Below are 15,655 nucleotides of genomic sequence, written 5' to 3' on the forward strand. Positions count from 1 at the left end.
TGAAAAGTTGAGCAAACCACTATATATATAGTGGTAACTTCATTTAAAAGTCTTTAAAATTAACCCTTTCCTTAATTGTATTTTTTTGGTATTCTTATATACGAGTCCTATTTTGTAATATAAGAACAATACCCATTGTAGAGCTGTAATACTCTTATCTCCTAATCTGTTATAGTTTTTATAACAGAACAAAAAAGTGTACACATGTTGTACACTTTTTTGTTACTTCTATAAAACATCTCTTTTTCTATTGCCATCATAGAATCCGCCACGATTGTCTGTTAATGCAATTATTTGCTCTAGTCCCTCTATATGATCACCTATAATTCGAAGTACAGCTGGAGGATGACCTATTTTTGCAAAATGTTCACTGGGACGAATACGGTTCATCTTATCAACCTCAACACGATATACACACGCAATTTCAAATCCAGAAAGAAGAGCCTTCACTTGTGCTACACAAGGTGACAATAAAGATTTATACCCAATTGCTTTCAAACACTTGTGGCTAAATGCATTAGGTACCGCAATAAGTGATCCTACCCCTAAATCCTTTCTATCACAAGCTAAATTTAGTGCATACTTAAACGCAGTTACAAGATGAAGTGGTACTCTTAGATCTAAATAATGATTTAAATCATTTAATGCGACGTCCTTTCCATCTGCAATAGCTTTTGCAAAAGGATATAGCTCCCTAGCTGGAATAACAAAATCACCATCTATAAATAACACAATTTCTCCTTTTGCAAAATAAGTTCCAAGTGAACGCCCTACATCGTTTCCAAGGGCTTCTTTATATACAATTGTCGTTGCGCCCTTGTCTTTTGCAATCGTTGCTGTTTTATCTGACGAACCATTTACGACGACGATGATTTCAAAAGGTTCAATTTTACGAAGCTCTTCTATAACGTTTCCAATTGTTTTCTCTTCATCTTGTACAGGAATAACAACCGATAGTTGCTTTCCTTTATACAAATTGGATGTAACGCCCCATCCTTGATAAAAATCTTCGAAATTTAAAGTATGATAGACGCTATTCCTTTTCCTATTTCCATCATAATATCCCCCGCGTGTATCACTGCTTACTATCCGTTCCGCAACAGCTTCTATATGATCACCTATCATTCTTCTTTCAGATTGAGAAAGGCTCGTGCCATATGCAGCATGTTCAACCGGTCGAAATTTATTCGGCGTAATAACATCAATAGCACAATGACGGCTAATTCTCCATTTACTTTGTGCTATACGTAAATGAGCTACAATAGGATTAACTAAACATTCGTATCCAATACTCTGGACGACTTCTTTCGTCAACGCATGAGGTACAGATAATAAAGAATCTATTTTTAATTCTTCACGCTCTAACATTGCATTTAATATTTGACGCCACACTGTAACAGAATGGGGTTTTTGTTTCTTTAAAAACAATGCGTCCAAATTATTTAAAACGATGTCAGTCTGATCATGTAAAATCGGATTAAGAAACAATTGTAATTTTGAAGTTGGAATAGCAAAGTCCCCATCTATAAATAGTAATACATCACCTATCGCATATTTTGCGCCAACTGCACGTCCAACATCGTTTCCTAATAGTTCTGTATGCCTGATTACTTTACATCCTAACCGATTAGCAACCTCTTCTGTACCATCATTACAACCATTTGCTATTACAATAATCTCTACTGGATTTAACGGTTTTACCGATTGAATAACGTCTGAAATTGTATCCACTTCATTACTTGCAGGAATAATAACTGATAGCGACTTAGCCATTGTTTTCTTCATGAAACCACTTAATAGTTTCTTTCAATCCTTGTTCCCACGTTACTGTCGCTTGAAATTGAACAAGCTCTCTTAACTTCGTTACGTTCGGCCTTCTATTTGGAATTTCTTCAAAGCCATGTGGATATACTTCCTCAAAAGGAACTTGTATAATTTTTGAAGAAGATTTCGTTAGTTTTTTAATTGTTTCTGCTACTTCTTTTATACTCTTTTCGTTCTCGGAACCTATATTAATAATCTCACCATTTACCTTCTCATCCATTGCTCGAATCGTTGCCTCTACCGCATCACTTACATACGTAAAGCAACGTGTCTGCTTTCCATCTCCATATACGAGAATATCTTCTCCTTGCAGGGCCGCACTGATAAATCGCGGGATTACCCCTGCATACGGACCATCTTTCGCTCTTGGACCATAAATATTAAAATAACGAACAATTGTTACCGGTAAACCTTCTAATGCGTAGCCTAAACATAATGTTTCTTCTAATGTTTTACACACTGCATAACTCCAACGTATTTTAGAAGTTGCCCCGTACAATCGGTCCCCTTCTTCTGAGAAAGGCGGTTTGCCCTTGCCATATACTTCGGAAGTAGATGCAAAAACTACTTTCTTCTTTCCTTTTAATGCTGCTTGTAAAATGTTTCTCGTTCCATCAAAATTCGTTTCAATGAGCTCTATACTTTTTTCCATTGTCGTTTTAACACCTAAAATTGCTGCTAAATGAAACACTACATCATGTTGATTTACTAACTCATAAATAGAATTTTTGTCTAAAACACTTATTGGAATAACCCGCATCTCTCTCATTAGCTCATTATGATACTTATTTTTCCCTTTATAGAAGTTATCCACAATCGTGACTTCATAACCCCTTCTCACCAACTCTTCAGCTAAATGAGATCCAATAAATCCGGCCCCACCTGTAATTAAACATTTCTTACTCATACACTCACCTTCTTTATAATTCCCCTTGTATCTATTACTCGGTTCATTCCTTTAAAAAGCTTCCAATCGATATTAGAATGATCAGTTAAAATTAAAATACAACCTGCCTCTTTAACTGTTTGTTCATCCAAGGCAACGGATTGATACACCTTATCTCCAATTTCTGCAGAAGAAATATATGAATCATGGTATTTTATCTTGTATCCTTCTTTTATTAGTAATTGAATAATTGGCAAAGCCGGTGATTCCCTCAAATCATTTACATCTTTCTTATACGCGATTCCTACAATTAAAACTAGTCCGGGTGATTGCACCATGCCCTTTACTTTCCGGACAATTTTCTCTGGCATTTCTTCATTAATTACATGTGCCGCCTCAATTAATTGACTAATTGCCCCATTCTTTTTTATTCTCCATTGAAAATATAAAGGATCTACGGGAATACAGTGCCCCCCTATCCCTGGTCCTGGCCAATACGGAGTAAATCCAAACGGTTTTGTAGATGCCGCTTCAATAACCTCATAAAAATCAATCCCTAAACTTTCACATAGTGTGTTTAACTCATTTACTAAAGAAATGTTAACTAAGCGCTGAATATTTTCAAATAGCTTACACATCTCTGCTACTTTCGGAGAGCTAACAGGTACAACTACGTCAAAAATGCTACTATATAAATCCTGTACTTTTTGTTTGCACTTTTCTGTTTGTCCACTAATAACTTTTGGAATAGCTTGAACTGAATATTGACTATTTGCTGGATCAATTCTCTCAGGAGAATATCCAATATAGAAATCTTCTCCTACCTTTTTGCCGGCTTGAGAAATAATAGGAATAATAACTTCCTCAAGTGTGCCTGGGTATGTGGAACTTTCAAAAATGAAGGTTTGTCCTTTTTGGAGATTTTGTTGTATATAATGCGAAGCTGAAATGAGGGCACTTAAATCTGGTTCTCTTCGTTCATTAATTGGAGTTGGAACAGTAACAATAACATAATCACTATTTTGGAAATCAGTAATACCTTTATCTGGTGTATTTACTATTAATTTATTTTTAGTCAATAAACTTTGTAACACTTTAGAAGAAACATCTGGAATATAACTTTCTCCTTTTATAATCGATTCTATTTTTCTAGTATCTTTATCTAATCCTAGTACGGTATATCCTCTTTCTGCAAAATGGACTGCTAAAGGAAGACCAACATACCCTAATCCAATAATAGCTACTTTACTACTAGCATTCATCTGTATTCTTTTCTTCCTTTCTCAATTGTTGAATAATGTCTCTATCGCGATCTCCATCCGTAAAACTCCCACGTTCGTCTGTATATTGTAATAGATAAGCAATCGCCTCAAGTTGATCACCGAAAATACGGTCAAATGCCGGAATACGTCCATTTACAAACCCATGTTGCTCCGGGCGTACCCGATTGGTTTTTATAACATCTACAAATTCTACTGCTGTAATAGAAAAAACCTCCAAAATAGCTTTCATTTGGGCTAATGGCGGAATAACAAGCGAGTCATATCCTATTTTCTCTATTACCCTTTTATGCATAGCATGTGGTACTGCCGTTAATGAGTTATTCCATAAATCCGGTCTTTTCGCTACTAAATTCACAAAATATTTCCCCATACTAATTGGATCTGCAGGATGAAACATATCTAATAAGCATTGTAAATCATTTAAAACCACGTCACTTCCATCTTCAACAGCTTGCAAAAATGGAGTGAGTTTTTTTGCTGGAATAACAAAATCACCATCAACGAATAAACAAATATCTGCCGTAGCATGCATGGCACCTATCGCTCGTGCTACATTATGTCCAAGCGCCTTCGTAAATTCAACAACAATAACATTTTCTAGCTTTGCGTGTTTAACAGTCTCAAAATCTGCGCCATTCGCGACAACAATAATTTCATCTACCCCTGCTTTTTTCACTTCTTGTATAACAGATCTTATCGTCATTTTTTCTTCTGACACTGGTATAATCGCACTATATTTCGCTTTTTCCTTCTTTAATACAACGGGTTTATAGTTCCCTATAAACTCTCTATCCCTGTTTCCCTCCGAAAAACCGCCGCGTTTACCATATGTTTCGATTACGTATTGTAAAGCACGTAAATGATCACCCATAATACGGCTAGTCGCTTTCGGATAAGGAGAACCAGGTGATGTTCCCGTATGCACAGGACGAACCTTATTTGTGTGAATTACATCGACCGAAGCCGTATCAACAATATCTACTCCTCTAGACATCGCCATCGCTTGAAATAGTGCTGGATCTGCTAAATTCCACCACCCAAGTTTCTCGATAACTTTCCTGTTCATCGCATGTGGAATTGCGATTAAAGATCCAACAACAAGCTCCTTTTTATTCAAATAACGATTCAACATGAACTTTCCAACTGTCGTATAATGTGGTCTCATCTTTAAATAAACCGACCATGTTAAATTATTCACAACAATTTGATGCCCTTGTTGAATCCCTTTCACGAAACGTTGTAACTCTTTACTATCAATAACAATATCACCATCTAAAAACAAGACAATTTCACCTTTTGCTTCTCTAGCTCCAATAGCCCGTCCAACATCATTGCCAAGAGAATGTTTATAATAAATCATGTGACAATGATGTTGTAACGCTATTTTTTTCGTCCCATCTGTTGACCCATTATCTACCACGATAATTTCGTAAGGCTCGAGCTTCTCCACTTCTACTAAAACTTGCGATAAAGTACTCGCTTCATTGTGCGCTGGAATAACAACTGATACTCTCATACTTGTATCACGCTTACCCTTCCAATCGAACATAAGCAATAATAGGAGTACGCACAATTACATCTTCCGGTGGTCCATAAGAAGGAGAAGTACGCACAATTATCGCCCCATCTGTCACAGATAAAAGAATGCCTGTAACAATTTCTACAGCTGTCACAACTTGCACTAGCTCACCAACATGGTTACGTAATTCATCAGTAAATAACATATATAACTCTCCTTTCTTACACTTCTTTAATTGATATAATGCTTGTAAATGGTAATAAAACTTCAGTTCCTATTCCTTCTTGCAATGTTAAGAAATCATCACCAACTGCTACAATAACGCCTGTTAATTGTCCAACCGTCACCGTAATTTCTACGTTTTTACCTAAATACTGCTTTGCAATTTCTTTAAAAGGTGATGTATTGCATTCTTTTAAAATATTACAAATAATAGATTGAAATTGGCTTGATTTTATAAATTCTTCCGTAGCTTGCTTAGAGTTTCTTTGAATAAACCTTGCAAAGTTTTGCGAAAATAAAAGTCGTTCCACAGCAGGCAATAATTTGTCATCTAAAAAATAGCCTAATTGTCTATTAAATAATCTTGATAACTTATGCCAATATTTTCCGAACAGACACATACACTTCTCCTCCTATTATTTTTAGATTAAAAAATTTTACATCCATACATCTTAATGTATACAAAACAGATATTTTTGTGATAGGTAAGACATACATTTTCTAAAAGAAATATTTGTTTAAGGGCATAAAAAAAACTATCCAAAAGGATAGTTTCTTACACTTCAATATTCCGCAACATTGTATAAATGTCGTTATTCACTTTACCAAACGATTTAATGTTGTTTTGGATGTTAGATAATAAAACGACATACACACTTCCGCTTTTACTAAATCCATTTAAGCAATTCCATCCTGGCATTACACCGTGATTCGAATAACTTCCTGGGTCTACGTACCATCCAAATCCGTAATCTTTTTTTCCGCCTGTAAACATTTGATCATAGCTCTCTTTTGAAATTAACTTTCCAGAGAAGAGTGCTTCGTTAAATAAATATAAATCATGTGCACTCGTATATATATCACCACAACCATATAGTTGTGACATGCTCGGAATATTAGGTGTTGTCATATTGTTATTTACTATTTTATAACCCGTTGATGGGAATCTTGTTTGTTCTAATTCTGTGCCAAAACCAGAATGTTTCATACCCACAGTAGCAAAAATATGTTGTTTAATATATTCTTCGAGCGGCTGTCCACTTACCTTCTCGGCAATGTATGCAAGTATAGAGTAGTTCGAATCGGAATACTTCCACTTCTCTCCTGGACCACCAATACGCTTTTGATTTCCTATTCGCTTTATCAGTTCTTCATGAGAAATATCTTCTTTTCCCTGCTCATATTCTGGAATCCCTGATGTATGTGTTAATAGATGTTTTAGCTGAATACTATTACCTTGTGGAAAATCTGGAATATACTTCGCAACAGTATCTTCTACTTGTAATTTTTTTTGATCTTTCAACTGCATAATAGCGGTTGCTACAAACGCCTTTGAAATAGAACCAATATAAAAAGTCGTCTCTGAATTATTGGGTACTTGCTGCTCTTTATTTGCCATACCGTACCCTTTATTCAGAAGAACTTTTCCGTTCTTCACAATAACAGCTGTCCCGCTAAATCCTGCGTTTTGTAAATACTGGTCCAATTGAGCGTTTTCATTAATTTCTTGAGGTGGTCCTTCAGTAGGCTGTTCCGCAGCTTGCGCTTGCTTCACTTGTTCTTCCTGCTCTTTTTGTTTTTGTTCTTCTTGCTTCTTTTTTTCTTCTTCTTTCTTTTTTAGCTCTTCTTGTTTCTTCATTTCTGCTGCCGCTTTTAAAGTTTCTTCTTTCTTATTATGCTCAACAATTTTTGTATACATGAAATATACAAGTGATAATAGTAAGACGAGAATGATTGTCCTTTTTATGTATACAATCGGCCGATGTGCTTTCCCATTCGCATTATTTTTTTCCTGATCCATAATTGCTTTTTTCCCCTTACTCACCAATAATTTAATTCCTCTACTAAAGATTTATTTTAGTAGATTATGGATAATCCATTCTATATCATCCCTACTTTATCACGCACTGCAGATATTACCAACCCATATGTACAAAAAAGAAAAAGAAAATTTACAAAAGTAAGATTCCCTTTAAATTATTAAAAAAAAAGAGGATATCCTGTAAAAAATTGATGTTATCAATCTTTTTGGACATCCTCTTATCTCATTATTTATACGTGTTTTTTCATATCATCGGCAACAGATTCAACATTTGTACCTACGATAACTTGTACACTTGTGTCACTTAATTTCATAACGCCTTTTGCACCGGCACGTTTTAATGCTGCTTCGTTTACTTGACTAGCATCTTTTACTTGTAAGCGTAGACGTGTTGCACAGTTATCAATAACTGTTAAGTTTTCTTTTCCACCTAGAGCTGCTACGTAAGTTTCACCAATTGAACCTGCAACTGGTGCATCCACATCTTCAACTAACTCATCGTCATCTTCACGACCTGGAGTTTTTAAGTTGAACTTCTTAATTAAGAAGTAGAATACTGCAAAGTAAATTGCTGCATAAATTAAACCGATACCTGCTAATAATACAGGTTTTGTTGCAATACCAAAGTTAATAACATAATCAATAGCACCTGCGCTAAATGTGAAACCATCACGAATGCCAAGTGATGTTGTTATGAATAAAGAAAGACCTGTTAATACTGCATGCACACCATATAATACTGGTGATAAGAACATGAATGAGAATTCGATTGGCTCTGTAATACCAGTTAAGAATGAAGTTAATGCTAAACCAGCTAACATACCAGTAACTGCTTTGCGTTTTTCTGGTTTAGCAGCCGCAATCATTGCGAAACACGCTGCTGGTAAACCAAACATCATAACTGGGAAGAAACCAGTCATAAACATACCTGCTGATGGATCTTTTGCAAAGAAACGAGCAATATCACCATGAACAAGATCACCAGCTGCATTTGTAAAGTCACCAAGTACAAACCAGAAATAAGTGTTCATTACGTGATGTAAACCGATTGGAATTAATAAACGGTTTAATAATCCGAATAACCCTGCACCGATTGAACCTAGGTTTACAATACCGTGTGACACTGCATCAATACCAGTTTGGATTGTTGGCCAAATTTGACCAAATAATAATCCTAAAAGAAGCATTACAATAGACGTAATGATCGGTACGAAACGTTTTCCAGCGAAGAATCCTAACCATTCTGGTAGTTTAATCTTATGGAATTTGTTGTATAGTAATCCAGCGATAACCCCGGCAATAATACCACCGAGTATAGCCATATTTATTTTTGGTGTCAAAGCTGCTGCTTTAGAAACTTTATTCATCGTATCTGCTAATTTAGTTGGATCTACTGAACCGACTAAATCTTGAACACTTTTTAATTTATCATTTAATTCTGCTGTTGAGTAAGTAACACTTAAAGCATTAGTTGTATTCTTCATAACTAAATAACCAATTGCACCTGCAAGACCAGCTGCACCACTACCGTCAACAGATAAGCCGATTGCAACACCAATTGCAAAAATAAGTGCTAAATTATCAAAAATTGCTGCACCGGCCTGTGCCATAACAGGAATGTTTAATACGTCTTCTTGTCCTAGACGAAGCAATAATCCTGCTGCTGGTAGTACTGCGATCGGAAGCATTAAAGCTTTACCAATACGTTGTAAAAACTGCAACATTTTAATTCCCCCTAATTCAATTTATGAAATCGTTATCATTATAAGTACGCCTTAGAAAACGCTTTCTATTTACATAACCATAATAACATATAGTTGTATAGATGTGTAGTTTTTATTTTTGGATTTTTTATGGATAAATCTCCTATTTCCAAACTGTTATATAAAAGGGAAATTCTCCTTTTTTAATACAGAGGACGCGAAACGAACGACCTACTATAGAACATGTAACTTTCGTTTTATCATTCCACTTTTTCATGTTATTATTTATTTCCGAGCATATCGGGAAAAGTAAACTTAGTTAATTCGAAATAGGAGCGTTGGTACTATGCAGTGCATTGAAACAAACAACTTACAACAGTTGTTAGAACAAGTAAAACCATATACAAAAAAAGGAAAACTTGCTACTTATATCCCCGAACTAGGAAATGCAAATCCAGACGATTTAGGGATTGCCATTTTCCATAAAGAATCAGAATATATCCATGCAGGCAACTCACAAACACTATTTACTCTTCAAAGTATTTCCAAAGTAATTACACTTGCCCTTGCCCTTTTAGACCGTGGCGAAGAATATGTATTTTCTAAAGTTGGAATGGAACCAACGGGTGACCCATTTAATTCTATTATTAAGTTAGAAACGACAAGTCCGTCCAAACCCCTTAATCCAATGATTAATGCAGGAGCATTAGCTATTACAAGCATGTTAGCAGGAAAAGATAACGAGGAAAAAATGGAGCGTATCCTTCATTTTGTACGTGAAATAACAGATAATCCTACTATTAATTATTCTTCTAAAGTTGCCAATTCAGAATTAGAGACAGCTTACTTAAATCGTTCACTTTGTTACTATATGAAACAAAACGGAATTATCGATTGTGACATCGAAGAACTTATGGATTTATACACTCGTCAATGTGCAGTTGAAGTAAACTGTATTGATTTAGCACGTATTGGCTTAATTTTTGCAATGGATGGATATGATCCATATAAAAAGAAACAGATTATCCCTAAACATATTACAAAAATTTGCAAAACATTTATGGTCACATGTGGTATGTATAACGAATCTGGTGAATTTGCAATCCGTGTTGGTATCCCTGCAAAAAGTGGTGTAGCCGGTGGCATTTTCGGCTGCGTAAAAGGTGAAATGGGAATCGGTATTTTCGGGCCAGCTTTAGATGCAAACGGAAATAGTATCGCTGGTTTTAAAATTCTTGAACTTCTTTCTGCTCAAGAAGGCTGGAGTATTTTTTAATGGAAAGTTATCCTGCTAGTATAGCGGGATTTTTTTATTTGATCTGTTATCAATATCCATACAAAAACGGTATTGAAAGTTTCTCTTTATTATGCATATTTGCTCCCCCCTCCCGAATAATATAGTACAACCTAGCGCTATATGTGGAGGTGTGAAAGATGAAACTAATATTTCAAATGGGAAAACAACCTGTTCTTGAAAAAACAATTCTTCTTTTTATATTGAGTATTGTAGAAAGCTTAAAGCTAAAAGTTGTTTCACTCGACGAAGCTCACCGATACATATTCAATTTAGAAGTACTTGAACTATTAATGGACCGGAACATCGATGATCAAGTACTTGAACTTATTCATTTCGGAATGGGACTTGAAGACATTCACCATGTGCTTCCTGAAGAACTTGAGCATACGATCGAAGAATTAAAGTGGCTTTGCATTCAAGTATTAAGTGAGTACAGTATGCATGAAGAATCCGAACAATTAATTGAAGATATACGGTAAAAAAAGCACCTATGTAGGTGCTTTTAATGTTTTTTTAAACTATTTTTATACGCCTCAATATTTACTGGTAGCTCTTCCTCTTCCAAAGTATGTTCATTTACATCTTTATGAATGAACGCACCTTTAGGTGGTTGATGATCATGCCCTTTTTTCTTATGATCAAATGCTTTCCCGCGTCCCATACAAATCCCCCTTTCTTAAAAGAAATCCGTATTAGTATGGAGAAAAGTACGTCGATATATGCAATCCCTTGCTGTATTTCCAAGGAAATACTCGAACCTTGTTTTCTACTCTCCTTACAACAACTGATCGATCCCAATAAGAATTAATAACACTCCTGCAATAACCGTCGCCCATTTCCCTAAGTATTCTGCTAAATATCGTTTTCCTACATACCCAAAACCACTTATGCAAATAAAACTAAACACCCCAGAAATAGTCGCTGTAAGCCAAAGGTTTAAATTTGTTACTCCAGCATCGAACCCACCTGCGATATTATTAATAGACAATGCAACCCCTAAAACAAGTGCTTCAGAAAAACTAATTGTTTTAGATCCATCGAAATCTGCTTTTTCTGGATCACGTAAAATTCCCATAAGTACATTATCATCTTTAGAACCTGCTGTATTTTTTTGACTCAAGAAAGGCTGGCATAAAATAAACACCCCGATTATCCCTAAAACGATTGCTCCAATCAAGTTTGCTGTAAACTCTGAAATAAATAACGCAATCCAGTTCCCAAAAAATCCCGCTAATAAAGTAAATAAAAATCCAAAGAATGCGATGATAAAATTGTTAAACCACGAAATACGAATTTTACGAATGCCATACGCAATTCCAACACCTGCATTATCTAAATTAGAAGCGATCCCGATTAAAAAAATTGAAAATAAGCCTGCCGTACTCATAAATAGTCACCCCTTTTTCTCACTTTTCAATGCATATTATGAAAATGTTGAGCAACTGTGCCTGTCTGTTTCATATACTTGTAATAAATGCTCAACATTTTTTCAACACTAAAAAAGGAGTGCCTACACTATGGCTAATGAAAACCCGAATGATCGGCTTGGTAAATTAATAAAAAAACTTTTAAAAGAACGCGCCCTATCTATGCGCCAACTAGGAATACTTACAAATATTGATCCTGCAACGGTCTCAAGAATTATTAATGGCAAACAACCGCCGAAACAAAAACATCTACAAAAATTTGCAGAATGTCTTCAAGTTCCACCCCAATTGTTATTTGATGAAATGTACCCTGATTCTCCTCACATAAATAAAGAAAAAACGGATATGTACACATCTCTTGATACCATTCAGCAAACTTTACAATCCTCTAACTTATTCGATTTCGATTACACTACAACTCGCGTAAAACAAGAACTCGAAAATTACGAACGCTATGCCCAGACAACAGAAGGCGAAAATCGTATTCGTGACAGTTTCGCAAGCAAATTAGAGCAAATTGATAGTGCTGGTCCTTTTATTGAACAATTAACAGATATGTATCAACAATTTTGCAATGAAACCATTTCAAAAGAAGAACGTGCAGTTCTTGGGAGCGCATTACTTTATTTCATTTTATCGACAGATATTATTCCCGACTATCTCTTTCCAATTGGCTATTTAGATGATGCGATTGCCGTTGAATTAGCAAAAGAGAAATTACTTGAAATGAAACGAAAGACATAGCAAAATAAAGAACTATTTCAGTTGTTTCTATTTAACTCTGAAATAGTTCACTAAAAAATAGTACAAGTATACATACCTGTACTATTTCAACATACTAATCTATTTTTTCATATGACACCATTCATATATAAATGCTGTTATTACTTTTGTAAATTCAATTAACTGCTCTACTTCTACTTTCTCATTTATTGAATGAGCTTCCTCTAATGTGCCTGGTCCGTAAATAACAGCCGGAATATGAAATTCACTAAACCAACCACCATCCGTTACCGTTGCAGACATATCTAAAATTGCGTTTTTAGAAAGAATTGATTCATGTACTGAGCTAAGCGTTTTTACAGCTGTATGTTCACTATCTATTTCTAAAGAAGGAAAAATTTCACCACGATCTACAATCATTGATTCTCCGCCCCACTTAAATTGTGGCGGATTTTCACTTAACCATGGATCGGCAGCTGCCACCTTTCCAATATACTCTTCAATTTCGTTTATTATTTGTTCATGTGTTTCATTCGGATAGAAGTGCACTGTTATCCACAATCGGCACTCATCCGCAATGAACGCCGCATGCCTTCCTCCCTCAATAACAGCTGGATTAATTGTTGTTGTTCCAGATGGATAGCCTTCATATGTTTTCATGACTGCCCAGTGGCGCTCTAATTCTTGTAAGCTTTGCACAATTTTCATCATTTTTTCAATCGCACTCGCTCCAAATAAACGTCCTCCAGCATGGATCATTTGTCTACGCGTTGCATCATGAAACGTTTGCGGACTTTTCACTGTAATCCATCCAGTAATGACACCGCCTTGCCCTTGCATATGTAAATCACTCGTATCCACTACGACTGCAAAATCAGCATCGTAACCCCTTTTGCAGCATTGAAGTGTACCTGCTTCTCCAACTTCTTCTCCAATTACTGATTGAAAAGTTAAATCTCCAGGTAATTCAATACCAGCTTCTTGTAAAAGTTGAATGGCAAATAGCGCTCCAGCCAACCCACCTTTCATATCTGCTGCGCCACGTCCAACTAACCGGCCATCTTTTATAAATGGATTAAATGGATTTGTTTCCCACGCCTCATCTGCTGAAACTTCAGCTACATCCATATGCCCATTAATAATAAGACTTTTATATGAGTCACTTTTTATTCCTTTTTTTACTCCAACAACGTTCGGATCATTCCGATATACATCCCATTTATCAATACTAAAATTTCGTTTTCTTAAAAACTCTGCAATAAATTCTTGCGCTTCATTTGTATTTCTCGCTGGTGGTGCTGGTGTTTCAAAACGAATTAAAGTTTTTGTAAGTTCTAGTAATTCCTCTTTCCTTGAATCTATTTGTTTTAACAACTGCGAAACTTCTGGATTCATCGCTAATTCCCCTTTGCATACATAGTATGTTTCCAGCTTTATTTTCACAAAAAAAGAGACTGTTTACAATTTTACAGTCTCCTAATTAATCACTATTATAAATTCTCTACTTCCGTTGTATTTGTCTTTTCAATATGCTCCACATTACTTCCCTTATTTCTTGTAGCACGATAAAACAGTAAACAAACAATCATAAATGGAATACCACAATACAATGCCATTCTTTGTTCTGGAATAAAGGCCATGCCAACGATTACTGTTAAATTTAATACTAACGCAAGAAGTGGTACAAATGGATACAATGGTGTTTTAAATTTCAAGTCCTTAACATCCCCGCCCCGCTTCATGTATGACCTTCTAGCTAATAAATTTGATAAAGCAATAGATGCCCAAACTAGTATCGCTCCGAACCCAGCGATAGAAAGCAGCCATAAATAAACTGTATCTTCCGCATAAATACCTGATAGTAGTGAGAGACACCCTACAATTGTGCTTACGATTAATGCATAAATAGGAACACCGTTTTTAGATAACTTGCCAAAAATTGGACTAATCATTCCTTGATTAGACATAGACCATAGCATACGCGAAGTTGCATATAATCCTGAATTCGCAACGGATAGTACTGCTGTAATAATAACGAAATTTATAATATCTGCTGCATAAGGAATACCAATTTTATCAAATACAACTACGAATGGACTTTCTATTACTCCTGCTTGCTGCCAAGGGAATAGTCCAGCAAGAATAAAAATAGATAGTACAAAGAAAACAAGTATACGCCAAACTGTATTGTTAATTGCCTTCGGGATCGTTTTCTCTGGATTTTCACTCTCACCTGCTGCAATACCAACTAATTCTGTTCCTTGGAAAGAAAAATTAACTGCAATCATTGTAATTAAAATGGCTGATAATCCATTTGGAAACAATCCACCATAATCAGTAAAGCTAGAGAACATTGGCGCTGGTTCATTTCCTTTCATATCTAGAAAACCAAACATTGCTGCCCCGCCCAAAATAATAAATGCAATAATTGTAATTACTTTAATACTTGCAAACCAAAATTCCACTTCCGCAAAACTTCTTGAAGATAACGCATTAATAGCAAAGAGCAGTACTGCGAACACTACACACCAAATCCATGACGGTACATCGGGAAACCAGCGTTTCATCAAAATACTAACTGCAATTAATTCAATGCCTATCGTAGCAGACCAGTTTAACCACGACATCCATCCCACTACATAACCCGCTGCAGGGGAAATGTGCTTTGTCGCATACGTTTGATAAGACCCTGCGTCAGGCATCGCAACAGCTAATTCTCCTAAACAGAGCATCGTTAAATACATTACAAATCCACCGACAAGATACGCTACAATTGCTCCTCCAGGTCCAGCTTCATGAATCGTATAACCTGACCCTAAAAAAAGTCCTGTACCAATAACTCCACCGAGTGCAATCATAAATATGTGCCTGCTTTTCAATTCTCTTTTTAATCCTTGGTTTTGATCCATCATATAAATCCCCCTTTTCACTTTGCCAACCCATTTAATG

General features: G+C 35.7%; 16 protein-coding genes and 1 pseudogene. 3 read left to right on the forward strand and 14 right to left on the reverse strand.

All coding sequences use genetic code 11. The features are described from left to right. Positions 1-39 precede the first annotated feature (39 nt). The 10 genes and pseudogenes from DN403_RS14905 to DN403_RS32200 all read right to left on the reverse strand — a co-directional run bounded on the left by DN403_RS14905 (position 40) and on the right by DN403_RS32200 (position 9,536). Positions 40-260, reverse strand: a pseudogene (locus DN403_RS14905) (hypothetical protein). Next, on the reverse strand, positions 229-1,773 hold the full coding sequence (locus tag DN403_RS14910; RefSeq protein ID WP_012614731.1) for a glycosyltransferase family 2 protein: 1,545 nt from the start codon (positions 1,771-1,773) through the stop codon (positions 229-231). The pseudogene DN403_RS14905 and the gene DN403_RS14910 overlap by 32 nt, the downstream one beginning before the upstream one ends. Beyond that, entirely contained in the window at positions 1,766-2,731 is a 966-nt protein-coding gene (locus tag DN403_RS14915) for an NAD-dependent epimerase/dehydratase family protein (protein ID WP_000037052.1), read from the reverse strand. The genes DN403_RS14910 and DN403_RS14915 overlap by 8 nt, the downstream gene beginning before the upstream one ends. After that, complete coding sequence (locus DN403_RS14920; protein WP_000994266.1) at positions 2,728-3,972, reverse strand: nucleotide sugar dehydrogenase; 1,245 nt, start codon at positions 3,970-3,972, stop codon at positions 2,728-2,730. The genes DN403_RS14915 and DN403_RS14920 overlap by 4 nt, the downstream gene beginning before the upstream one ends. Next, positions 3,962-5,509 (reverse strand): glycosyltransferase family 2 protein, encoded by a 1,548-nt coding sequence (locus DN403_RS14925; protein WP_012614730.1) that lies wholly within the window; start codon positions 5,507-5,509, stop codon positions 3,962-3,964. Before DN403_RS14925 ends, DN403_RS14920 begins: the two co-directional genes overlap by 11 nt. Before the next feature lie 13 nt (positions 5,510-5,522). Then, a complete protein-coding gene (locus DN403_RS14930) occupies positions 5,523-5,717 on the reverse strand; it encodes an LSm family protein (protein ID WP_000899475.1) in 195 nt (64 codons plus the stop codon). 16 nt (positions 5,718-5,733) lie between these two features. Then, complete coding sequence (locus tag DN403_RS14935; protein ID WP_000335512.1) at positions 5,734-6,135, reverse strand: LSm family protein; 402 nt, start codon at positions 6,133-6,135, stop codon at positions 5,734-5,736. 155 nt (positions 6,136-6,290) lie between these two features. Continuing rightward, entirely contained in the window at positions 6,291-7,535 is a 1,245-nt protein-coding gene (locus DN403_RS14940; RefSeq protein WP_000371815.1) for a serine hydrolase domain-containing protein, read from the reverse strand. A gap of 251 nt (positions 7,536-7,786) precedes the next feature. Next, a complete protein-coding gene (nagE, locus tag DN403_RS14945; protein WP_000938888.1) occupies positions 7,787-9,280 on the reverse strand; it encodes an N-acetylglucosamine-specific PTS transporter subunit IIBC in 1,494 nt (497 codons plus the stop codon). A 142-nt stretch (positions 9,281-9,422) separates the two neighbouring features. Then, the gene (locus tag DN403_RS32200; RefSeq protein ID WP_003276512.1) at positions 9,423-9,536 is read right to left on the reverse strand and encodes a hypothetical protein; all 114 of its coding nucleotides are present in this window, start codon (positions 9,534-9,536) and stop codon (positions 9,423-9,425) included. A 69-nt stretch (positions 9,537-9,605) separates the two neighbouring features. Here DN403_RS32200 and glsA point away from each other — a divergent pair, with 69 nt between their 5' ends. Together glsA and DN403_RS14960 are read left to right on the forward strand one after the other, a co-directional pair. Next, the gene (glsA, locus tag DN403_RS14955; protein WP_001149844.1) at positions 9,606-10,535 is read left to right on the forward strand and encodes a glutaminase A; all 930 of its coding nucleotides are present in this window, start codon (positions 9,606-9,608) and stop codon (positions 10,533-10,535) included. 158 nt (positions 10,536-10,693) lie between these two features. Beyond that, positions 10,694-11,035 (forward strand): DUF3969 family protein, encoded by a 342-nt coding sequence (locus DN403_RS14960; protein WP_000766603.1) that lies wholly within the window; start codon positions 10,694-10,696, stop codon positions 11,033-11,035. A gap of 23 nt (positions 11,036-11,058) precedes the next feature. On the opposite strand, the gene DN403_RS31175 is transcribed toward DN403_RS14960, so the two are convergent. Together DN403_RS31175 and ytaF are read right to left on the reverse strand one after the other, a co-directional pair. Further along, positions 11,059-11,217, reverse strand: a complete 159-nt coding sequence (locus DN403_RS31175) for a hypothetical protein (protein ID WP_000532409.1) — start codon at positions 11,215-11,217, stop codon at positions 11,059-11,061. Between the two features lie 114 nt (positions 11,218-11,331). Next, on the reverse strand, positions 11,332-11,943 hold the full coding sequence (gene ytaF / locus DN403_RS14965; protein WP_000100730.1) for a sporulation membrane protein YtaF: 612 nt from the start codon (positions 11,941-11,943) through the stop codon (positions 11,332-11,334). A gap of 130 nt (positions 11,944-12,073) precedes the next feature. Between ytaF and DN403_RS14970 the strand changes: the two genes are divergently transcribed. Then, a complete protein-coding gene (locus tag DN403_RS14970) occupies positions 12,074-12,727 on the forward strand; it encodes a DUF1232 domain-containing protein (protein WP_001262777.1) in 654 nt (217 codons plus the stop codon). Positions 12,728-12,826: 99 nt separating this feature from the next. Here DN403_RS14970 and DN403_RS14975 read toward each other — a convergent pair whose 3' ends face one another. Beyond that, on the reverse strand, positions 12,827-14,101 hold the full coding sequence (locus tag DN403_RS14975; RefSeq protein ID WP_218948239.1) for an acetylornithine deacetylase: 1,275 nt from the start codon (positions 14,099-14,101) through the stop codon (positions 12,827-12,829). 95 nt (positions 14,102-14,196) lie between these two features. Next, complete coding sequence (locus tag DN403_RS14980) at positions 14,197-15,618, reverse strand: amino acid permease (RefSeq protein WP_000969252.1); 1,422 nt, start codon at positions 15,616-15,618, stop codon at positions 14,197-14,199. Positions 15,619-15,655: the final 37 nt, after the last annotated feature.

The organism is Bacillus sp. AY2-1 (genome assembly GCF_008368965.1).
GTDB lineage: Bacteria > Bacillota > Bacilli > Bacillales > Bacillaceae_G > Bacillus_A > Bacillus_A thuringiensis_S.